At 57.8% G+C, this 22,011-nt stretch carries 15 protein-coding genes and 3 pseudogenes; 4 read left to right on the top strand and 14 right to left on the bottom strand.

What is annotated here, in order from left to right:
• The first annotated feature begins 235 nt into the window (after window positions 1–235).
• A pseudogene (locus GN330_RS22485) lies at window positions 236–807 on the top strand (SOS response-associated peptidase family protein).
• 71 nt (window positions 808–878) lie between these two features.
• Here GN330_RS22485 and panC read toward each other — a convergent pair.
• The 4 genes from panC to GN330_RS22465 all read right to left on the bottom strand — a co-directional run bounded on the left by panC (window position 879) and on the right by GN330_RS22465 (window position 4,559).
• Window positions 879–1,745 carry a pantoate--beta-alanine ligase gene (gene panC, locus GN330_RS22480; protein WP_156715813.1) on the bottom strand — a complete coding sequence of 289 codons (867 nt, stop codon included), beginning with the start codon at window positions 1,743–1,745 and terminating at the stop codon, window positions 879–881.
• Window positions 1,742–2,587, bottom strand: a complete 846-nt coding sequence (gene panB / locus GN330_RS22475) for a 3-methyl-2-oxobutanoate hydroxymethyltransferase (RefSeq protein ID WP_156715811.1) — start codon at window positions 2,585–2,587, stop codon at window positions 1,742–1,744. The genes panC and panB overlap by 4 nt, the downstream gene beginning before the upstream one ends.
• A gap of 441 nt (window positions 2,588–3,028) precedes the next feature.
• Window positions 3,029–3,394, bottom strand: coding sequence for an acyl-CoA thioesterase (locus GN330_RS22470; protein WP_156715809.1), 366 nt, complete (start codon window positions 3,392–3,394; stop codon window positions 3,029–3,031).
• A gap of 4 nt (window positions 3,395–3,398) precedes the next feature.
• Entirely contained in the window at window positions 3,399–4,559 is a 1,161-nt protein-coding gene (locus tag GN330_RS22465; RefSeq protein ID WP_156715807.1) for an iron-containing alcohol dehydrogenase, read from the bottom strand.
• Between the two features lie 50 nt (window positions 4,560–4,609).
• On the opposite strand from GN330_RS22465, the pseudogene GN330_RS24245 reads away from it, so the two are divergent.
• Window positions 4,610–4,744: pseudogene (locus GN330_RS24245) on the top strand (NrtR DNA-binding winged helix domain-containing protein); the annotation flags it as partial.
• A 332-nt stretch (window positions 4,745–5,076) separates the two neighbouring features.
• On the opposite strand, the gene GN330_RS22460 reads toward GN330_RS24245, so the two are convergent.
• The 10 genes from GN330_RS22460 to GN330_RS22415 form a co-directional block, all read right to left on the bottom strand.
• On the bottom strand, window positions 5,077–6,513 hold the full coding sequence (locus tag GN330_RS22460; protein ID WP_156715805.1) for an aldehyde dehydrogenase family protein: 1,437 nt from the start codon (window positions 6,511–6,513) through the stop codon (window positions 5,077–5,079).
• 125 nt (window positions 6,514–6,638) lie between these two features.
• Window positions 6,639–8,153: a class I adenylate-forming enzyme family protein gene (locus GN330_RS22455; RefSeq protein WP_093037052.1), complete on the bottom strand. Its 1,515-nt coding sequence runs from the start codon at window positions 8,151–8,153 to the stop codon at window positions 6,639–6,641.
• 269 nt (window positions 8,154–8,422) lie between these two features.
• The gene (locus tag GN330_RS22450) at window positions 8,423–9,112 is read right to left on the bottom strand and encodes a glutathione S-transferase N-terminal domain-containing protein (RefSeq protein ID WP_093037049.1); all 690 of its coding nucleotides are present in this window, start codon (window positions 9,110–9,112) and stop codon (window positions 8,423–8,425) included.
• 13 nt (window positions 9,113–9,125) lie between these two features.
• Complete coding sequence (locus GN330_RS22445; protein ID WP_093037046.1) at window positions 9,126–10,778, bottom strand: FAD-binding oxidoreductase; 1,653 nt, start codon at window positions 10,776–10,778, stop codon at window positions 9,126–9,128.
• 1,328 nt (window positions 10,779–12,106) lie between these two features.
• Window positions 12,107–13,489 carry a glutathione-disulfide reductase gene (gorA, locus tag GN330_RS22440; protein ID WP_156715803.1) on the bottom strand — a complete coding sequence of 461 codons (1,383 nt, stop codon included), beginning with the start codon at window positions 13,487–13,489 and terminating at the stop codon, window positions 12,107–12,109.
• 88 nt (window positions 13,490–13,577) lie between these two features.
• On the bottom strand, window positions 13,578–15,227 hold the full coding sequence (locus GN330_RS22435) for a GMC family oxidoreductase (RefSeq protein WP_156715800.1): 1,650 nt from the start codon (window positions 15,225–15,227) through the stop codon (window positions 13,578–13,580).
• A 72-nt stretch (window positions 15,228–15,299) separates the two neighbouring features.
• Window positions 15,300–16,250, bottom strand: a complete 951-nt coding sequence (locus GN330_RS22430; protein WP_093037037.1) for a carbohydrate ABC transporter permease — start codon at window positions 16,248–16,250, stop codon at window positions 15,300–15,302.
• A 3-nt stretch (window positions 16,251–16,253) separates the two neighbouring features.
• Window positions 16,254–17,126 (bottom strand): carbohydrate ABC transporter permease, encoded by an 873-nt coding sequence (locus GN330_RS22425; RefSeq protein WP_156715798.1) that lies wholly within the window; start codon window positions 17,124–17,126, stop codon window positions 16,254–16,256.
• Window positions 17,127–17,181: 55 nt separating this feature from the next.
• Window positions 17,182–18,531, bottom strand: coding sequence for an ABC transporter substrate-binding protein (locus GN330_RS22420; protein WP_156715796.1), 1,350 nt, complete (start codon window positions 18,529–18,531; stop codon window positions 17,182–17,184).
• A 208-nt stretch (window positions 18,532–18,739) separates the two neighbouring features.
• Window positions 18,740–19,858 carry an ABC transporter ATP-binding protein gene (locus GN330_RS22415; RefSeq protein ID WP_156715794.1) on the bottom strand — a complete coding sequence of 373 codons (1,119 nt, stop codon included), beginning with the start codon at window positions 19,856–19,858 and terminating at the stop codon, window positions 18,740–18,742.
• Between the two features lie 242 nt (window positions 19,859–20,100).
• Between GN330_RS22415 and GN330_RS22410 the strand changes: the two genes are divergently transcribed.
• Both GN330_RS22410 and GN330_RS22405 read left to right on the top strand, forming a co-directional pair.
• A complete protein-coding gene (locus GN330_RS22410) occupies window positions 20,101–21,318 on the top strand; it encodes a CaiB/BaiF CoA transferase family protein (protein ID WP_156715834.1) in 1,218 nt (405 codons plus the stop codon).
• 252 nt (window positions 21,319–21,570) lie between these two features.
• Window positions 21,571–21,985: pseudogene (locus GN330_RS22405) on the top strand (FAD-binding oxidoreductase); the annotation flags it as partial.
• Window positions 21,986–22,011: the final 26 nt, after the last annotated feature.

Below are 22,011 nucleotides of genomic sequence, written 5' to 3'. Positions count from 1 at the left end.
GCGTCTTCCCGCCATCGGCGACGGATCGCACGCCGCCTCTCTACCCACGCCAAAATCGCCCTCAGCATCTCAGAAGCACTCCCCCCAACTGCACGAATGCCCCTGCCCGCGTCAGGGATGGACGCCCGGAGGGTGAAGACCCGCACCGCGGGGCTTCAGCTTCGCCGACAGTCCGGTTCCGGAGGAAGACGCCCCACCCCTCGAAAGATTTTGAAGTTCACGCTATCCTTACCGGATGTGCAATGCCTATGAGCAACACGTTCGCTGGGTTGAATACTGCCAGATGATGCAGGCGTTGGAGCTGGAGATACCAACGCAACAGACAGAACTCGATCTGCCCCAGGCGGACGATATCAGGATCAACGATATGGGACCGGTCATGCGTGCGGCCGGCGACATGATCGAACTCGTCCAGATGAACTTCAGCTTCCCGCCATCGGGGCCCAGGGGTGGGCCGGTCTTCAATTTTAGATCGGAAGGGCGAGACTTCGCCGACAGCAAGCGCTGCCTCGTCCCGGTCAGCGCCTTCTTCTTCACCGGCAAGAAGTACCCCAAAACCAAACATCGCTTCAGCCTGATCGGAGCCCCTTCATGGCCATCGCCGGGCTATGGCGTGAGGCCCAGGGCAATCACCCAGCCTCCTTCACGATGCTGACGACGAGTCCAGGGCCGGACGTCGCGCCCTACCATGATCGTCAGGTGGTCGTGCTCCAGCCAGATAACTGGGCGGACTGGCTCCGTTTAACCAAGCCGCAGGGCGAACTGCTCAAGCCCACCGGCCGAGGCCTTCCCTGCAATTGCAGTTAATTTGAGAATCCCGCAGCCCATATTCTCATGATTAAATGGTCAACCCGAACCAAACCGGCGCATTCTTTCGGTTAACTGCTAAGCGACAGCAGGGGAACAACTTCGACATTGTCGATCAGTCGTGTGTTGCCGAGCCAGGCGGCCACCAGCAGACGCGCGGGACAGTAAAGTGCGTTCAAAGGCCGAAGATCGGCGTCTGCTCGCAATTCCAGATATTCCACCTCCCGGTAGCCTGCCGAAAGGATGGCAGCGCGCGCCTCAGCCAGTGTCAGGCTGACCGGCGCTCCGTTGGCGATCTGTCCGGCTGCTGTGTGCAGAATCGACGCGAGCTTCGGTGCAGCCAGTCGCTCCGCCAGTGAGAGCCGGACGTTGCGCGAAGAGAGCGCCAGCCCGTCTTCTTCGCGGACTGTCGGACAGCCGATGACGGTGATCGGAATGTCCAGATCCCGCGCCATGCGGCGAACCACATGAAGCTGCTGGAAATCCTTCTCGCCGAAAAACGCGAGATCGGCTCCGGTCTGCAGGAACAGTTTGGCGACGACGGTGGCGACGCCATCGAAATGACCCGGCCGAAACGCGCCGCACAGGCCCTCGCTGACGCCGCCGACCGAAACCGCGGTGGCAAAACCCTCCGGATAGATTTCAGCAGCGTCCGGCGCGTAAAGCAGATGCGCACCCAGTGGCGCCAGCTTTGCAGCGTCTTCCACCTCGGTACGCGGATAGGCGGCAAGATCGGCTGCGCTGTTGAACTGCTTTGGATTGATGAACAGCGTCACGATCACCCGGTCGGCCTTTTCGAGCGCGGCACGCACCAGGCTGAGATGCCCTTCATGCAAGGCACCCATAGTGGGCACCACAGCAATGCTGGCTGCTTCGCGACGCCATCCCGCAACGATCGTGCGAAGATCCGCCACGGCCCTGACAATCGGGACATTCATGCCGCTTCTCCACCCTTGATCGTTTTGGGCTGATCGCCAAAGACATGCTCTGCACCTGGAAAGCGCCGCTCGCGCACTTCGTTTGCGTAGGCTGCGATCGCGGCTTGTGCCCGCTCCCCGAGTTCAGCGTAGCGCTTGACGAATTTCGGCCGGAAGTCCGTGAACATGCCAAGCATGTCGTCGACCACCAGGATTTGGCCGTCACAGGCTGACGAGGCGCCGATACCGATGGTGGGGATGGCAATGTCGGCGGTAATCCTGCGAGCGAGCGCTTCCGGCACCTTCTCCAGCACAACGGCAAACGCGCCGGCTTTTGAAACCGCGTCGGCATCGCGCAAGATGCGTTCCGCATCGTTGCCACGCCCCTGCACCTTGTAGCCGCCAAAAGTATTGACTGCCTGTGGTGTCAGGCCGACATGCGCCATCACCGGAATGCCGCGCGCGACCAGGAACTGGATCGTCTCCGCCATACTCTCGCCGCCCTCGAGCTTGACGGCGGCGCAGCCGGTCTCGGCCATCAGCCGGGCGGCATTGCGAAAGGCCTGTTCGGGCCCTTCCTCATAGGACCCGAACGGCATGTCCACAACCATCAGTGCCCGCTCGATGCCACGGCGCACCGCTTGTGCGTGCATGATCATCATGTCGAGCGTGACGCCCAGCGTGGACGGCAAGCCGTGCAGCACCATGCCAACGCTGTCACCGACAAGCACGATATCGCAGGTGGTATCGACAAGCCTCGCCATCGGTGTCGTGTAGGCAGTGAGACAAACCAGCGGCGTCCCACCCTTGTGTGACACGATATCGGGGGGCGTCAGGGCCTTCACTTCACCTGTCGCGCTCATGGCATTCCTTCCCTTACGTTAACCGCCTGAGGGCGTTTGGCACAATTTTGTGCAGATGCGAAGAACAAAAACTTCATGTCGCCGGAGACGTTGACGGCTGGTCGGGGGCAGTCCACGTTCGTCGGAAGTTGAACCAATCAGCCTCGACGGAGGCTTCGGACACAAGCCGTACGCAATGGAAGATACTCCCTCCAAAAACACTGAGGAGAACCAGAAAACGGGACCAGGGCCACGAAGTGAACGTGGATCTGATTGCGGTGCTTGTTCTGACCCCTACAACAGCGCCATTCCGAGTAAACTGGAGCGTGGGGTAGCTTCTGCGATTGCTGGGACCGGGGACGGCAAGCAGACTGATTGCTGACAAGCTGACGGCGTCTTGGAGATGTCTCCCTGGTGCCGGTATTCTCACCGCACAGTGAGGGGCGTTGCCGACCTCCTTCCCTAGCTAGACGTGGACGAAGAAGCCTTCAGCGCGGCGATCTCTTCTTCATTCCGAAACAGGGCAACCTCATAGCGAACGGAGGACGTTCCGAGCCTGGCGACGCGGATACCGGCCGTTACCTTATCGGGGAAAGCAAGTTCAGAAAAATAGCGGCACCCGGTTTCGACGACGAGCCCAATCTGGTCGCCGCCATGGATGTCCAGCAGGCCCTCGCCGATCAACCAGCCATTCACCGCAGTGTCGAACAGCGAATAATGCACCGCATTGTTCATGTGACCATAGATGTCGTTTTCCATCCAGCGCGTGGTGATTGTGCGAAACGCGTTGTAGGCATTGCGCGACGTGGGTGAAGACCGCTCGCTCATCGTCTCACCATGCCGCGCGATAGATGGCGAGCGCATCCGGCTCCGAGACATTGCGCGGATTGTTGACCAACAGCCGCTGCTGCTTCATCGCATCCGCCGCCATCTTTTTCAGATGCTCTTCGCCGATGCCGACATCCCGCAGGCGCGGCTGCAGGCCAAGTCTTTTCGATAGCGAGGCCAGTTCCTCGATGAACGCCGCGCAGCGCCCCTGGACACCTTCCTCCCCCGCGAGACGCGGGAAAGCGTCCGTGGCGATCTCGGCGTAGAGATGGGCGGCGTCGGGCGCGTTGAAGCGCAGGACATGCGGCAGGACAAGCGCGTTCGAGAGGCCGTGCGGAACATGGAACGTCCCCCCGATCGGATAAGCAAGCGCGTGGACGGCGGCCACCGGCGAATTGGCGAAGGCTTGGCCGGCGAGCATGGAGCCGAGCAACATCGCCCCTCTCGCCTCGACATCCTTGCCGTCAAGCACCGCTTTTTCGATATTGGCGCCGATGAGTTGCAGGGCCTGTCTGGCCAGCATCTTCGACAGCGGATTGTTGTTGGCGTTCTTCGAGGCATAGGCTTCGATTGCGTGCACCATCGCGTCGACGCCGGTGGCTGCGGTGATTGCCGGCGGCAGGCCCAGCGTCAATTCCGGATCGAGCACCGCAATGTCCGGCAGGATGATGGCGCTGGACACGCCGCGCTTCTCCTCGTCACCGACCGTAATGATTGAAACCGGGGTGACTTCCGAGCCTGTTCCTGCCGTCGTGGGCGCCAGCACCAGAGGCAGGCGCGGTCCCTTCGCCTGCGCCACGCCCCAGGCGCCGTCGATGTCTTCGCCGGAGCCGAGAAGAAGTGCGGCCACCTTCGCCACGTCGAGCGACGAGCCGCCGCCGAAGCCGGCGACGCCGGTCGCGCCGGCTGAACGACCAGCTTCCACCGCCTTCATCACGGTCGCCAGCGAAGGATCGGCTTCGACGGAATCGAAAATCGCAACCGACGCTCCGACGCTTTCCAGCGACGCGATGGCTGCATCGCATAGGCCGAGTTTGCGCAGGCCCGGATCGGTCACGAACAGCACCGTCGGGCCCAGCCGTTTGCCTGCGATCGCGCCGAAGCGCTTGGCCGAACCGGCTTCGAAGACGATCGAGGGGGTCGTATTGAAGGTGAAGGCTTGCATCGGGCGAATTCCTCTAGAGTCAGACGGCCGAAACGACTGGCTTTTCGACCAGATCACGCGTGTTCAAACTGATGCCGCCGCAGTTTACGCTGCTGCAGTTGCAGCAGCGCGCGGTGTAGGCGCATGCTGGCCGTCTGGTCCACAAGCAGAATTTTCGCCGGCTGATCGAACAGCAGGAACTGGTGGTTGACCCGCTATCCCGGCTTCCTAGGAGGCCCGTGGGAACATCTCTTGCTCTAGTTCAGGCGCCGACCTCGTAGTATCGCAGAGTGCATTATTTGGCAGATCCCGAGCATGCTTCGACCTCACGAAGCGTTCCAGCTGCACGAGCTGCTTCTTCCCTGAGTAATTGGCGCCGCCAGTACCTGCCTGGCAATCGCGGCAGGTGTTATTCGACTCTCGCGCGGCCGAGCGAGGCAAGGTCGCCCCGGCGGGATCGTTACAGCGACCTGCGCCATGGGCGAAGCCGTCACGGCGCGGGCACCTCGGGGCTGGTAAGCGGACCGGCATTAGCCCGTCAGGCCAGCGTATAGGCCGTTTTGACGGTCGTGTAGAACTCGGCGGCGTAGCGGCCCTGTTCGCGAGGGCCGAAGCTCGATGCCTTGCGGCCGCCGAACGGTACATGGAAGTCGACGCCGCCAGTGGGCAGATTGACAAAAATCATGCCGGCGTCGGCATTGCGCTTATAGTGCGTCGCATGTTTCAGGCTGGCCGTGCAGATCCCCGAGGACAGGCCGAATGCCGTATCGTTCGCGGTCTCCAGCGCCTCTTCATAATTCTTGACACGAATTACCGCCGCGACGGGACCAAAAATCTCTTCGCGGCTGATGCGCATATTATTGGTTGCCTCGGTGAACAAGGCGGGCTGCAAGAAGAAGCCGGGCGTCTCACGGTTCAGCCTTTCGCCTCCACACACCAGCTTAGCGCCCTCCTCACGGCCAATGGCGATATACTTCTCGTCCTGACTGAGTTGGTTCTCGTCCACCACCGGACCGATCTGCGTTCCCGGCTTGAGCGCGTCGTCGACGACGAGGCTCCTAAGCTTGTCGGTAACTGCCGAGACAAAACGATCGTGGATGCCTTCGGTGACGATCAGCCGTGAGGAAGCCGTGCAGCGCTGGCCAGTTAAGAAGTATGCACCGTTGACGGCGCAGTCGACCGCCACGTTGAGGTCCGCATCATCGAGCACGACCAGCGGATTCTTACCGCCCATCTCGAGTTGGAACTTCCTGCCGTGTTCGACGCAGGAGGCCGCCACACGCCGGCCGGTCTCCACTGAGCCTGTGAAGCTTATCGCATCTACGTCGGGGCTATCGAGCATGGTCTGGCCGACGACCGAACCACGGCCCATTACGAGATTGAGTACGCCCTTTGGCAGCCCGGCGCGGTGGAGAATGTCAACCAGCTCCCAAGCGCAGCCAGGGGTGAGATCAGCCGGCTTGAATACCACAGTGTTGCCGTAGCAGAGCGCCGGCGCAATTTTCCACGCCGGAATGGCGATTGGGAAGTTCCACGGCGTGATGATAGCGATCACGCCGACCGGCTCACGCGTCACATCCACCACGACACCCGGACGCACAGAGGGCAACGTTTCGCCGGCCAGCCGTAGCGTTTCGCCCGCGAAGTAATCGAAAACCTGGGCCGCACGAATCGTTTCGCCGACTGCTTCGGCCAACGATTTGCCTTCCTCGCGCGACAAAAGTCGGCCGAGTTCGTCCTTGCGGGCGAGAATTTCGTCTGCCGCCTTGCGCAACACCGCGTGACGCTCCAAAGGGCTCGTGCGCGACCATGTCGGGAACGTACGTTTAGCGGCGGCGATCGCGGCTTGGGAGTCAGCTCGAGTAGCACGCGCATAGGTGCCGACGACTTCGTTGGTGTTGGAGGGGTTAATGTTCGGCGCGGCTTCGCCTTCGACCCAAGCTCCATCGATCAGGTTAGCATGCAAGGTTGTCATGGCGAGGCGGGTTCTCCATATCGAGTTTTTTGCGGGATTGCGGACCTTGTCGGAGATACTATATGGGTCGGACTCATGGTCCAGAGCGCTTCGGAAGGAAGTGTCGAACCGACAGCTCAAACTATCTAGAGATATTTCTTCAAGTCGTTCTTCTTTATCTTTCCATTCGGAGCGACCGGCAAATCGTGCATAACGATAATCTGTTGCGGCAGCTTATACTGGGCAAGGCGGCTCTTCAGAAAGGACTTAATCTCATCCACCTCGCACTGCCGTTCAGGCAACATTTCAACGAAGGCAATAATTTCCTCATTTCCCTCAACAGGACGTCCGAGCACGGCAGAATTTAGAATGCTGGGATGTGCATTCAGGGCGGCTTCGACTTCCGGAGGATAGACATTGAAGCCGGAGCGAATGATCAATTCCTTTGATCGGCCTTGAATAACCAGTTCGCCGCGTTCGTTGCGACTGACGATATCGCCTGTGTGAAGATAGCCATCCTCGTCGATAACTTCGGCGGTCGCTTTCGGCTGGCGATAGTATCCCAACATCACATTGGGGCCCCTGACCAGCAATTCTCCCGGCTTTCCCTCTGGGACATCGAGACCGTCAGGCCCGACGATCCGGATCTCGACCCCTTCTATCGGTGGACCAATATGGATGTCGTCGGTGCCAATCGAATAGTGAGACCGGCTGATCGTCGGCGACGTTTCAGTCAATCCGTATCCGTTCTGTAAGACCACGCCGAAAAGCCGTTCGACATTTTTACGTAGTGACAGGTCGAGCGGCGCGGTGCCCGTGTAGACGTACCGGAGGTTATTTGGCGTGAGCTTTTCGCCCGTCTGTTCAACATGTGCCACCACCCGTGTCAGCATGGCAGGAACGGCGTTGAAAACCGTCAACTCTCCGCTGCGAACAGCATCTAGGGCCTCCTGTAGTGAAAATCGTGGCATAATTTTCATACGCGCGCCAGCGTACAACATGCCTTGCATCAACACGAGCCCGTACGAATGAGATATCGGCATGACACACAGGGCGACATCATCGGGAGCGAGAGACTGTGTTCGTCTTCCCCTGCTTGAGACGAAAATCAAATTGCGATGGCTAAGCATGACGCCCTTAGGGCGCCCCGTGGTCCCGGTAGTATAGATCAGAACGGCGACTTGCTCTGCGGATCCTTCGTGAACTTCTTCCGGCTGGCTGTTCTCATTTAATGGACCAACCGTTACGGCGCCGATATCAGTAAAGAGCCGAACATCAGCATTGCCGTCGTCCGCATTTTGTGCAGACAAGTTGGAATCGGTGCGAAATATACGCCGCGGCTGGCAATCCTCTTCAATAAGGGCAAGTTCATGCTTGCTGAGCCGGGCATTCGCTAGCACCGCCCATGCATCCAACCGGCTTGCTGCATACATTAGAACCACAGCCCTGATCGAGTTTTCGCAGATGATCATCACCCGATCACCCTGCCGAACCCCGAGTTGTCGCATTTCATCAGAGACAGCTGCGACCGTGTCGATCAGCCGGCGGAAGGACCAATCAATCCCGTTTTCATCTGTAAAGGCGATACGGGAGTCGCCGAACGTTGCCCCTTCCTCCAAGATCATATGAATGCGACGAGGCAGCTCGGCCAAAAAATCCATCTCAATTTCCCCAAATCCTGATAGCCTGCGCGACAATTGGTATATCCAATTTGGTCATCCAATTTACCGGCTGTCAAGTAGATAGTGGATCCATCAGCCGAGTTCGTGGTCACGTATTGGGCGATTTCAAACGGCTTTTCGGCCGCGCAAAATTTCCAAGATCCTGCGCCAGCCCCATAGGGACCGCCCTACATCAACTGCCGCCACGCGGCCTCAGGCGCGACGAATAGACCGCCGCGCCTGACGCCTGGGAGGATTTTGTGTGATTGTTACGAACTGCCGTTCTTTCCGAACATATTCTTCCAAGCGTCGGTGCCCGGCTTCGCTTCCCACTGCTTGCTGTCGGACAATGTGTCTATGCCCGCACGAACCCCCGGACGGTCTTTGATCGCCTGGTACCAACGATCAATGTTCGGGTACTCCGACAGGTCGCGTCGATGCAATTTCCGCGTGCGAACCCAAGGGAATGTGCTGATGTCAGCGATAGAATACTCGCCGGCGAGATATTCATATTCGGCAAGGCGCTTCTCGAGAATGTTGTATATTCGACCAACTTCCCGGTCGTAACGTTCGATGGCGTAATCGATCTTCTCAGTCGCATACACCATGAAATGATGTGCTTGGCCCAGCATTGGGCCCATCGTGGTATTCTGAAACACAAGCCACTTTAGCGTATCGTATCGTTTTTCCGGATCCTGAGAAAGGAACTTTCCGGACTTTTCCGCAAGATAGAGTAGAACAACCGCCGATTCAAAAACAGCGTAAGGCTTGTTGTGCGGGCCATCGTGGTCAACGATGGCCGGCACTTTGTTGTTTGGATTGATCTTCAGGAATTCCGGCTCAAATTGCTTTCCTGCGGTTATATCAACCGGAATAACACGGTACTCCAAGTCCAGCTCTGCAAGCATTATAGCGGCTTTATACCCGTTGGGGGTTGGCCAGAAGTATAGATCAATCATCGCTGAAGAACCCCTATCCGACGATCTTGAGCCCTGTGGGCTTGTCGACGATCAGCCCAGGATTCAACATCCACTTCGGGTCCAGCTCGGTCTTGGCGGCTGCCAGCACACGGCGGAACAACGGATCGACTTCTTTGTCGTACCAAGGACGGAACGATTTGCCGACAGCATGATGGTGCGTGATGGTGGCGCCGAGCTCTATTAGGGCGTCCGACGCCACGTCGTGGAGCATCGAATAGGCTTCGAGGCTGTTGGCATGTGTCGAAGGAGCCATGATCGAGTAGTATGGAGCCGGACCGTCCGGATACAGGAAGGAGAACCTGCGGCAGACGATGCCACCGCCAAGATGTTCCTTCTGGGCCGTTCGCACGCGACGCATGATCTCGGTATCGACTTCTTCGAACCGATCCCAAGTATAGGCGGTTTCGAACGTGAAGCTCACGATTCCCATCGCAGCGCGCGTATGCATCAGCCGGGGCAGATACCTGAACTGGTGCCGCCAGTTACCCTGCGGCCCGCTGCGGCTGGTTTCCAGCGCGTTGTCTGCTGTTCCCGCGCGCTGCTTCACGACGCCACCGAAGTCCTTGCAGATTTCGAGACCACGCTCCAGCCATGCGTCCACCGGATGGTCGGCGGATTCGAAGCCCAGCAGCAAGACGGAATCGGTGCCGTCTCCAGCGCCGTAGAATTTGGCGTCCTGCTCGTCGAGATAGCGAGCGTTCGCCGGGAACAGTCCCGCTTGGGTGATTTGACGGACGGCCTTGGCACCCTCATAGAACGACTTGAAGGAGATCGATGCATTCGCACGGAATTTCACACGCCCCTGCAGACGCATCCATGCATCAGTGATGATGCCCATCGTGCCTTCAGACCCGATGAACATGCGATCCGGATTTGGTCCCGCACCTGAGGCAGGCAGCCGGCGATTCTGGATCGTCCCCGCTGGCGTGACGACGCGCAGGCTTTCCACCATGTCGTCGATATGCGTGAGATGGGTCGCATAGTGACCGGACGACCGGGTTGCGATCCAGCCGCCCAGCGATGAGAATTCCCACGATTGCGGAATATGGCGCAGGGTGAGGCCGTGCGGCTTCAGTTGTTCTTCCAGAGCCGGCCCGAGAATGCCTGCCTGGATCCGCGCGCAGCGTGACACAGGGTCGATTTCGAGAATCTGGTTGAGGTTGCCCAGGTCAATAACGACCACGCCGGGAAAGGCGTCGCGCTCGGGACCCCAGAAGCCTCCTGTGACGCTCGATCCACCGCCATACGGTATGCATGCATAGCCGTTTTCGCCACACCAGTCGAAGATGGCGGCAATATCTTCTTCGTCGCGCGGATAGGCCACGACGTCCGGAGCCTTCTTGAAATCGCGCCGGTAGATAAGGGTCATGTCCTTAAAACCCTTACCGTAGGTATGGACAACTCTGTCCCACTTTTCCGTGGTGCAGAAATCTTCCAGCGTTCGCGGGATCTTTATGCGCGACGGATAAAGTTCAATCTCATCAAGGGTCGGGTCCGAGAGAACTTCGATATCCTTAATCCCAAGCCGCTGCTCCACGCGGTCTCGCATGGTACGGATTTCGTCCTGGGAGTTATCTTCACCTTCATATCCCCACGACCAGAATTTCCTTCGCGTGCCATAGTAGCCGCTCTTTTCCTTCGCCACGGCGCTTCCTCCTTCGAGATTTTCGACGTCCAACCATCCAGGTGCGCATCGTTTGGGAAAACATCGCGATCTGGTTTGACCAATTTGGCATATCCAGTTTTCTCAGTCAATGGCTCTCGGAGCAGATCACGCTCCGAACTGCGCCACCGCTATAGTCGCGACCTCGCTTAAGGTCGCCATTGGGGGCGCACACGCTTCCACCGCCATGGCCGTGATCGGGCCAATTCCCGGCGTGGTCCGAAGGTGGGTGTATCCTCCCCGCGTGGGGCTTCGCGGCGAAGGATTTCTCCAGCTCTCCAATCTTCGCGGCTCAACCGGTCGACCTGCTCGAGGTATACGCGACCAACGTCGAGGACCAGTTGGGGCATCGCTGGTTCGGCGGCATCAATCGCGGCAGCTAAGGTTTTCAGGTGAGCCGGACCTTGTGGTGCGATGATGCCGCGTTCGGCAAGATGCCCGCGCAAAGCGTCGATCAGCTGCGTCCGCTGGCGCACCTGCACCGACCAGACCAGATACGCCAGCTGAACGTACTCAAGCATCCCTTCGGGCGTGACGGTTTATGTTGCGAGCACGCCGGTCGACTTCCGCAAAGGGGCCGCGCTGTCGGTGAAGGCGGCCTGAATAGAAGCGGCCAATAACTAAAGGAGGTCCCACCCCGCCAATTGCAGCCAATGGCAGGAGATGGCGAAACGGTCACCCCGTCGCTTCCAGAACCTGATGTGTGGACCGGCATGGCGTTAACCAATGTCATCGGGGCTTTGAGGTGGAAGCGGCGAAAACCCATCGAGGCTCGCGGCGAAGACGTTGTCCAGCCGCATCACGCAGCCGGATATACATCGGCAGTTGTGACCATCGATCCTGATCCAGCCGACTGTTGCAATTGGGCGGGGTCCATATACATCCACACATGGAGCCTCCGAGATCCTGTGGCTATTCAGAGTGCTGCGGTTGAGTCAGAGCACTTCGATTAGGAAATGCGTAGCTCGACAGAGGCATGTGCTAATATGTCCTCGTGAATGCTGATCGACATAAATTGCTTATAAATCGACGAATTGTTCTCACGAGTGAAAATGGATGAGTTGAAGGCTGCTGGAAGTTGCCAGCAGCTGAGGCGTCCAAATAGCTTATCGCAACGCCTTCGAATCCATCGTTGACTATTATCCACACGCGGTTAGAGGGGCTGTTCATGTGATTAGCCGTTATTAGCTTTCATGGTAGCAAAGATGAGAGCTGCGAGCACCCCTAAGACCGAAGTTCGACCGCCTCAGCATGGTCTTCCCAGCGCATTGAGGTGAAGCGAGAAGAGTCCGACTGACTACACAAATGCATTATCGAACGCAGCGCTTGGTCGGTGTCCGCATCGTGACAAGTTCTTCCGCCGCTGTTGGATGAAGAGCCATTGTTGCATCAAAGTCCTCCTTTACGGCTTTCATTCTTATCGCAATCGCAACCGCCTGGATGATCTCCGCCGCGCCTGATCCGACAATATGGCAGCCGACAACCCTCCCGGAATCTGCATCTACGACGAGCTTCATCATCATTCGTTCGGAGCTGTGGGAGAGGGCGACCTTCATGGGCCGAAAATCCGTTTTGTAGATGTCCACCCTTTCAAACAGGGCACAGGCTTGTGCCTCTGATAGCCCAACGGATCCGACTTCCGGACGCGAGAAAACCGCAGTCGGGATATCCGCATAGTCGACCTGCGTGGGACGCTCGCCAAATACCGAATCTGCAAAGGCCTGGCCCTCGCGCACCGCTACAGGGGTAAGGTTTACGCGGTTTGTCACGTCGCCGACCGCGTAGATATGGGGCACATTGGTCTGCGAGTTCTCGTTGACCGCGACGCCGCCGCTGTCAGGGCTTAGCGCAACGCCAGAATTCTGGAGATTTAGGTCCTGCGTGTTGGGCTTTCGTCCGATCGCAAACATGACTTGGTCTGCGACGAGCTGTTCAGCGTTTGAAAGACTAGCTTTCAATAGCCCGCTGCTTTCGTCAATCCTGTCAACCCTGTTGATCCAGCAGGAAGTGACGACCAGAATTCCCTGCTCCTCCAGAGCACGACGAACATGTGCCCTTACGTCTTCATCAAAACCGCGCAGGATGTTGTCGCTGCGACAAACCAAGGTCACTTTCGAACCGAGACCGGCGAATATGCATGCGAACTCAACCGCAATGTAGCCCCCTCCTTGAATTAGGATCCGCTGCGGCAGTTCACGAAGCTCAAAGACCTTGTCGGACGAGATGACATGCTTGATGCCAGGTATTGCCTCCCCGTGGTTCGGCGTGCTGCCAGTGGCAATAAGTATATTTCGAGCGCGCACCGTCTCCCCATTGGCAAGACGCAAGGTGCGTGCGTCTTGGAACGTTGCGCGCTCTTTCACTAGGCGCGCTCCCGAACGTTCGATCGTCGACGTATATGCCATCTCGAGACGGGCGACTTCCCTGTTTCTGTTTGCCGTCAATACTCCCCAATCGAATTTTGCTGGGGGGACCGACCATCCGAAGCCAGCCGCGTTCCCGATCTCTTTCTGGAGATCTGAAGCGTAGACCATAAGCTTTTTTGGTACGCAGCCACGGATAACGCAGGTGCCGCCGACCCGATCTCCTTCAGCAACGATGACCTTGGCTCCATAGCTAGCAGCGACCCGTGCGGCGCGGACCCCGCCTGAACCACCACCAATTACTGCCAAGTCAACATCAAAATCGGCCATCGTACCCTGCGAGTTCAAAAAATTTGCGAAAACAGCCTGGGCGCTTTTCGCACCGCTACAGCGTTCCTCGGACGATAAACGGAGGCTTTCAGGAGGAGGGCGCGTGGCGCCCGTGCGCAAGCATCTCCCCAGCGATCGGGTGATCACGCGAAACGCTTTCGCCGTGAATGAGTTCGTCAGCGATTTTTTCGGCGATCGCCATAATCGGCAAGTTCGTATTGCCGCTTAGAAGCGTTGGCATCACCGAACCGTCGATCACCCGTACACCATCAACACCGCGGACTTTCATGCTCGGGTCCACGACCGATGCATCGTCAGCGCCCATGCGACAGGTCCCTACGGGGTGATACACCGTCTCGGCCCGCGCTCGCAGGAAAGCCTCCTGCTCGGAGAGATTGCCGAACACTTCCGCATCCAACGGACGTTTTATGAAGTTCTTGAGTGGTCCGCGCATCATCATATCGCACATATCGCGCGTGCCATCTCTCAGGCTCTCGAGGTCTGCACGTTCGGAAGCAAGACGCGGGTCGATCGCCGGTGGAACGGCGGGGTCTCCGCTTCGCAATCTTACCGTACCGCGACTTTGTGGCCTGAGCTGACATACGCGAACAGCGAAACCGTGAGCGATACGCTCGCCGGCCGGCGGATTGCGGAGGACGTTGGCAAAGTGTGCCTGCCACTCCGGCAACGGAGATGATCGGTCAGGGCCCCAAAACGCTCCCGCCTCCACGGCCTGCGAAGCGGCCGGACCATCGCCTTTGAGAATATATCGAGCGCCGGCCATGCCGCCCCTCAGGAGGCCCATATAGGGGGTCAACGTCGTCGGTTGCGATGACTCGAAGCGAACCGCGAGGTCCAGGTGGTCCTGAAGATTCTCACCCACGCCCGGAAGATCGTGAACGGGTTTGATGCCGAAAGACTTCACATGATCAGCAGGCCCAATACCAGACAGCATCAAAAGCTGCGGCGAACCGATCGCGCCTGCCGTCAGCAGAACCTCTCGATCGCAGTTGATCGTCTTCTCGCGGCCGTTCTGGACCAGGACGATGCCACGGGCACCACCTCTTTCAACGTTAATGCGACGAACATGACTATTGGAGAGGATGGTGAGGTTCGGGCGTCCCTTGGCGCGTTCCAGGTACTTGAATGAGCCGGACCGCTTTCCATTTGCTATCGTAAGTTCGTAGAAACCTGCGCCTATCTGCGAGGGTCCATTGAATCCATGGTTCTCTGGTAAACCGGCGGCGAGGAGGCTGTCGACAAACGCCTGTGCGGTCGGGCGCCGTGGCCCGTAGGAAAGCTTAATGGGCCCGGTGTGCCCACGCGTTCCATTATCAGGTTCAGCGACCAGGCTCGCATCCTCAATCCTGCGCAAATAGGGGAGCATCGCGGCAAAGCTCCACTGAGGCATGCCCCGAGACGCCCACGAATCGTAGTCCCACGGGTTGCAGCGCATAGCGATCATGGAATTGATCGATGACGACCCTCCAATGACCTTCCCTCTTGGGATGTAGATCCGGCGATTGTCTAGATGTTGCTGCGGCTCAGTCCAAAACCGCCAGTTGTATCGACCGCTCGTATAGAGAACCTTGATTCCGGCGGGCATATCGACAAACATCGACTTCCCCCCGCCCGCCTCAATCAGCAATACGCTCACATTAGCGTCTTCACTCAGGCGAGTTGCCAGAACACATCCGGCCGAACCTGCACCAACGATAATATAGTCGTAGCTCGCCATAAACCTTCTCCCGATGGTGATGCTTTTGGAATCCAGGTCAAAACGCGACCGATCTTCCGCTTTTTGACGGGATCATCCCTTCACCGCACCCGCTGACAGCCCGGCGACGAAGTACCGATAGCAAAAGATAAATATTACAAACAAAGGCAGAGCTATCAGCGAAGCGCCGGCCAAGACTTCACCCCAACGCAAATCATGCGCGCCGAGCAACGACTGCAGAGCAACGGGGAGCGTCTTTCTTTGGTCGCTCATAATAAGTATCAGCGCGAACACATAGTCGGCCCAAGAGAGAAGGAACGAGAAGATGGCGACAGTGATGAGCCCGGGAGCGGACAATGGCAAGACGACCTTGATGAACGCTTCGAACTGAGAACAGCCGTCAACCATCGCAGCCTCCTCAAGGTCAAACGGCATTGACTTGAAGAAACCCCAGAGCAACCACACCGCCAGCGGCAGCGAAATTGCGAGATGGGCGATCAACAGCCCCCACAGTGTGTCGGTGAGGCCGATCGTTCGGAAAGCTGCCGCCATTGGGATGGCCAGCATGAGGGGTGGGAACATGTAGGCAAAAAGCATCGATGCAACGAGCATAGTCTTGCCCCGAAAGCGCAGCCGGGTGGCGCCGTAAGCGACAAATGCCGACAGCACGAGGGAGACGGTAATCGTCGCAACCGCCATCAGAGCGCTGTTCAGAAAATTGACGATATAATTCGTCTGCCGGAAGAGGGAGACGTAAGACGTCAGGTCCGGCGGCCAGAAAACGAGAGATGTATCGAGAAAAAGGCGCTCCGCGGGCCTTAGGCTCGAAATGATCATCCAGTATATCGGAAAGAGTGAATAAAGACAGATAACGAGTACTGTTGCATAAAGGGCAATTTTTGCCGATAGCTTTTTGAATGGTTTCCAGAAAGTGCTTTCCTGAACCTTGCTCCCGTGTTGCAGCGACGATCTCGGACGAATCGGTTCGCGCTCAGGTATCTGGCGACTGGAATCAACGGGCAATCGCTCGACATGGCTCTTCATTTCTTATCGCCCTTGCTTTGCATCATCGATGGGGAACAGGCGCAGATAGATGAGAATGACGCCTGAGAGCAGGAGGAAGGAGATCGTTGCCACAGCGGCGCCCCCGCCCAGGTTGTACTCAATAAACGACTTCCGATAGGCTAAGGTAGGCAAGGTCTCTGTCTGGTTGAGCGGCCCGCCTTTTGTCAAAAGCCATATCAGATCGAACTTGTTGAACATCCAGATGCCACGCAGAAGGATGACCACGATCAGAACCGAGCGTAAGCCTGGTATCGTGATGTGCCAGAATTGCGTCCAAGCACCGGCGCCATCGACGCGAGCGGCTTCGTAAAGTTGCGTTGGGATCGTCTGCAAACCAGCTAGAACGCAGGTTACGACAAAAGGTGTCCACAACCACACACTGACGAGTATGATTGTGCCTTTGGCCGTGAAGGCGTGAGAACTCCAATCGAGCATTCCAACACCGATGGATGCCAGAGCGCTCTTTACCAATCCGTAATTTGGCTCGAGAACCCATTGGGCCACTAGGCAGGCGACAACTGTCGGCAGGAAGTAGGGAAGAATAGCGATCGAACGTGCAACGGTCTGGCCAAGAAAGCGCTTGTTAAGCACCATCGCTATACCAACGCCCAGAACTACCTGCAGGACAATCGACGAAAGCGCGATTGTGAGGCCGTTCGTCAACGAATTCCAGAAAAGAGGATCTTGCAATACCTTGATGTAGTTGCTCAGGCCGGCCCACTCGGGTTCGCTCATAAACGAACGGGCCGAATAGAATGATAGCATAACCGCGTAAATCAACGGGCCGCCAATAATAAATGCGAGCAGCGAGATACTGCCAATAAACAATGCAACAATTCGCCGGTCCTGAACCATAAGAATCATCCCTTGGACGAACGATCGGGGCGGCGGAGGCCGCCCCGATCTGCAGTTAAATGACGGAGCGAATGCGTTGCGCAGTCGCGGCGACGCAATCAGCCGACGAGGCGTTGCCGAGGACTTTCTGCTGGAGCATTTCCGGCATGACATTCGCGTTGAATACGTTACAAGCGCGCATATCGATCGAAGGACCGCTGGTGTCGATTGCCATGATCTTGATGTTGTCGCTTTCAATGTAGGACTTCATCGTCATCATCGTATTCCAATGCTTCTTGATCATGGGATGGCTCTTCCAACGCTCGTTCTCATAGATGTCCAGGCGCGCCGGATGGTTGTTCATCCATGCTGAAAGCAGCCAATCGACGTAATGCTCTTCTGCAAACCACTGAAGGAACTTTATCGCCTCCTCGCTTTGGTTCGACTTCCCTACGCAGAAGCCGTCAAAAGCATACGAAAGGGCCTTTTGACCGGTACTACCAGGCGAGGGGAATATTCCGTACTTATCGGCGAGTTCTGGGTTAGTCGCTTCAAGCGCTTCGACCAACCGACCAGAATAGACACTGTGTGCCGCCTTTCCGGTGGCGAAGAGACTCATTAGTTGAGCGTAACTCACGGCGTTCATGCCGGGCGGCATCGTCTTGTACAACTCGCCATAGAGATCCAAGAAGCGCGTGGCACGATCAGCATTCTCGCCCTGGTCGAAAACGACATTCCAGTCTTTGTCAAAGAGCTCCGCGCCTTCGGCGAACATATTTCCGAAGCTCGCCCAGTTGGTCGAGCCGTCGCTTGCAAGAGGTATGACACAGCCGCCGACGTCAATATTTCCACCATTAACGACTGTAAGCGCTTGGCAGTTCTTCAAGAAGTCGTCCCACGTCTCCGGGATCTTCAGACCTTTCTGGGCATAGAGGTCTTTCCGGTAATAATTTACGACGAGGTTGTAATCGAACGGATAGTACCAGTTCTCACCTTGATACTCCCATGCGGCCTTCTTGCCCCAGTCATACCTTTTGACCAGGTCGGTCACCGGAACGATGGCGCCGGCGTGAATATACTCCAAGATTCCAGCGATGAACCCGGAAGTCATGATGTCATAGGGCTGGCCGGCAGCGACCGCCGCCATCACTTTTTGCATCGTGCCGCTAATGGGGCTCGAATCGACGATTATCTTGACGCCGAATTTGCTCTCGTAGTCGTCGCACGCTTTTTTCAGGGCCGCCTGACTAGCGACCGAAGTTTCGTTGTTGAGAAACCGAAGCGTGACGCCGGACTGGGCCCGCACCACCGCAGGCGCCGCGAGGCTTGCTGCTCCGACGGCGGCAGCGGATTTAAGAAAGTTGCGGCGGGTCATGCCGGACAAGCCTACCGCCATTCTCCCTCTACCTGGAATGTAAATGCTCATTTCCTGCTCCTCCCTTGTTAACTTGTCAGTTCAAGCCAAATGCCAAGAATTAACGTCGCCGGTATCGAGTATAGCGTTGACCCTCCTTTATGACGCTCCAGAGGTGCTATCGTTAGCACGCGACACAGAGCTCCTGCTGAAGTCCGGTGACGCCCCCACGGTCCAGGGGCGCAGTGTCAGCCTGACCCGCCGCTCTCGCAGAGGGCCATTACGCATTTTCCATTACGCCGATTTTGCCGCCCGTTTGCGCCATCCGCAGCGACGCACCGCTAGTGGAGTCGAACAGGTGAAGCCGCTCACTCGGGAAGGCGATAGGGAGTTTGTCACCGGCGCGGATTTCATCACGACGCTGGAGGACGGCACGCATCTTATGGCCGGCCAGCGTGCCCATGAGATAAGTCTGCGCTCCGATCTGCTCGACCAAGTTCACGGTCATCTCAAGCGGCGAGCCGTTAGAGATGACGAGGTGCTCGGGCCGGATTCCAAGCGTCACGTTCTGTCCGCTCCTGGCGAAGGTCTTTTCTGGTATGCCTACCGAAAGGTCTCCCGATCGCACCTCGAGCCGCCCGCTTGCGTCGGACAACTGCCCGTCGATCAGGTTCATTTCGGGCGAACCGATAAACCCGGCTACGAACGTGTTTGCAGGCCGATCGTAGAGTTCGAGAGGCTTCCCAGCCTGTTGGATCAGGCCATCGCGCATGATCACGATACGGTCTCCAAGCGTCATTGCTTCGACCTGGTCATGTGTCACGAAGATCATCGTTGCCCCGAGACGGGCATGGAGCGTCGCGATTTCTTCCCGCATCTTGACGCGCAGCTTCGCATCCAGATTGGAAAGCGGCTCGTCCAGAAGGAAAACATCGGGGTCCCGCACGAGCGCACGCCCGAGTGCCACACGCTGCATCTGCCCGCCCGAAAGCTGCCGCGGTTTGCGGTGGAGCAGGGATTCGAGGTCTAGGCTGGCCGCTGCAGCCCTCACGCGCCGGTCGATCTCCTGCTTCGCTTCACCGCGCACCCGTAGGCCGAACGCCATGTTGTCGTAGACCGACTTCTGCGGATACAGCGCATAGTTCTGAAAGACCATCGCAACATTGCGATCTTTCGGTGGCAGACCGGTGACATCCCGCCCGCCGATCGTGATGGTGCCCGACGTGGTGTCGTCGAGGCCAGCGATCATCCGCAGTGTCGTCGATTTTCCGCATCCCGAAGGACCGACAAAAACAACGAGCTCGCCGTCTTCTACCTCTAGGGAGAATTTATTAACGGCCCAGGGGCCCTGGTCGCCACCAAACGACTTGGAGACATTTTGGAGCGATATTCGCGCCATGCAGCAAAACCTCCCTAAACGTGATCCCCAGTGCGGGCATCGCAGGCCGCCCTCCCGGCGGCCTTGTTGTAGACCAATTTGGATAGACCAGATTCGCAGTTTCGTCAATGTCTGCGACGTGGATTTGATATTGCCCCGGATGGGTGGGCGCCAAAATTGGATTGACCAATCTGGTAACTCCAGTTACGCATTACCCACAGCTTCTGTAAAGAAGCTATTAATCTCGAATGTGGGTTGTTGATATGGCAGGACCGTTAAGCGGATACCATATTCTCGATTTATCGAGGATTCTTGCGGGCCCTTGGCTCGGGCAGCTCTTGGCCGATCTAGGGGCGACGGTTTGGAAAATCGAACGCCCGTTCACCGGCGACGACACTCGCCACTGGGGGCCACCGCATCTTGATGGAACAACCGAGAGTGCCTACTTCCTGAGCGCCAATCGCGGCAAGCACTCGATTTGCGTGGACATCGCCACGCAAGCAGGCGCGGACATCGTTCGATCTCTGGTCAGGAAGACCGACGTTCTCATAGAGAACTATAAAGTCGGCGACATGAAACGGTATGGGCTAGACTATGAAGCGCTCCGGCTCATAAAGCCGGACATCGTGTACTGCTCCATTACGGGATACGGCCAGACCGGCCCGATGAAAAACGTAGCCGGATACGACATGGCCATCCAAGCCATATCCGGGCTGATGAGCATCACGGGCGAGGCGGACGACAAGCCCGGCGGCGGCCCTCAGAAGGTCGGCGTCCCGATTTCCGATCTCCTCACCGGAATGTATAGCGCAACAGGTGTGCTGTCGGCGTTGTTGCATCGCGAGCGGACGGGCGAGGGCCAGCATATCGACATGGCGCTTCTTGATGTCCAGCTTGCCGCTCTGGCCAACCAGAACTTGAATTATCTGACCACGGGGAAGCCGCCGCGCCGATATGGAAACGCCCATCCGAACATCGTGCCCTATCAGGTGTTCAAATCGAGCAACGGGTCATTCGTGCTTGCGGTGGGGAACGACCAGCAGTTCAGGAAGTTCTGCACGGCGTCCCGGCTGCAAGTGCTCTGCGACGACCCCCGTTTCATCACTAACACGGATCGCTTGGAAAACCGCGACGCTCTGATCCCGATCGTGGCCGAACGCCTTGCCCAGGAACCAACCGAGCACTGGATCGCGCTTCTCGAACCCATCGGCGTACCATGCGCATCGATCAACCGACTCGACCAGGCATTCGTGCATCCGCAGGTCGTCCATCGCGAATTGCAGATCAATCTTCCCCACACCACGGGCAAGACCGTGCCGCTCGTGGCCAATCCGATCAAATTCTCTCAGACAGAAATTGAGTACACCATCAGCCCCCCCATGCTTGGGGAGCATACGAAGCACATCCTCAATTCAATCCTCAACATCGGCGACGATGAAATATCGCGACTTGAGAAGGACAAGATTATCTATTGCGGATGATTCAGGGTGGGCTGCGTGCGCTCCGGATTCGGTCTCAGCCGTTCGACGCGCCAAGGTCATCGCGGGCGAGCCGCCGCAGCGAAATATCGCGCTTCCCCTTCGCTCCGGATTTCTCGCGCGGCGCGCGGGAAATAGCTGTGATGCTCGTGAGTCTGCTTGTCGCGAGCCTGCGCATCTCGTGTGCCTTCGATGAAGGCGAGCGCGAAGGAGCGTCCGGTTATTCACTGCTTTCGGTCAGACGGAATTGAGCCAATGTCCAGCATCGCCATGCCCGTTCCCGACGCCGCGATCATCGCCCATAAGCCCGAGATCGTCGCCACGTTGAGTACCGTCCTTCCCGCGGACGCGATCGTCTCGGACCCGGAGGAAACCCGGGCATACGCGTTTGACGGCGTACCGATGTCCGCTGCTCGCCGTGGTTCTGCCTCGCACCACCGAGGAGGTAGCGGCGGCGATGAGAATTTGCCACAATCTGCGGGTTCCGGTTATCCCGCGCGGTGCGGAGACATCGTTGGCAGGCGGCGCACTTCCGACGGCCGATAGCGTGGTGCGGGATGTTCGCGAGATTGATACCGCAAACCGATTCATCAGGGTTCAGACCGGCGTCACGAACCTTTCCGTCAGCGCAGAGCTGGAAGTGGAAGGGTTTTTCTATGCACCGAACCCGCGAAACGATACGCGCCTGTGGGGGCG

It is taken from the genome of Nitratireductor arenosus (assembly GCF_009742725.1).
Lineage (GTDB): Bacteria > Pseudomonadota > Alphaproteobacteria > Rhizobiales > Rhizobiaceae > Mangrovimarina > Mangrovimarina arenosa.
Note: the sequence above shows the minus strand (reverse complement) of the source record. Positions and strands in the feature narration are given on the sequence as shown.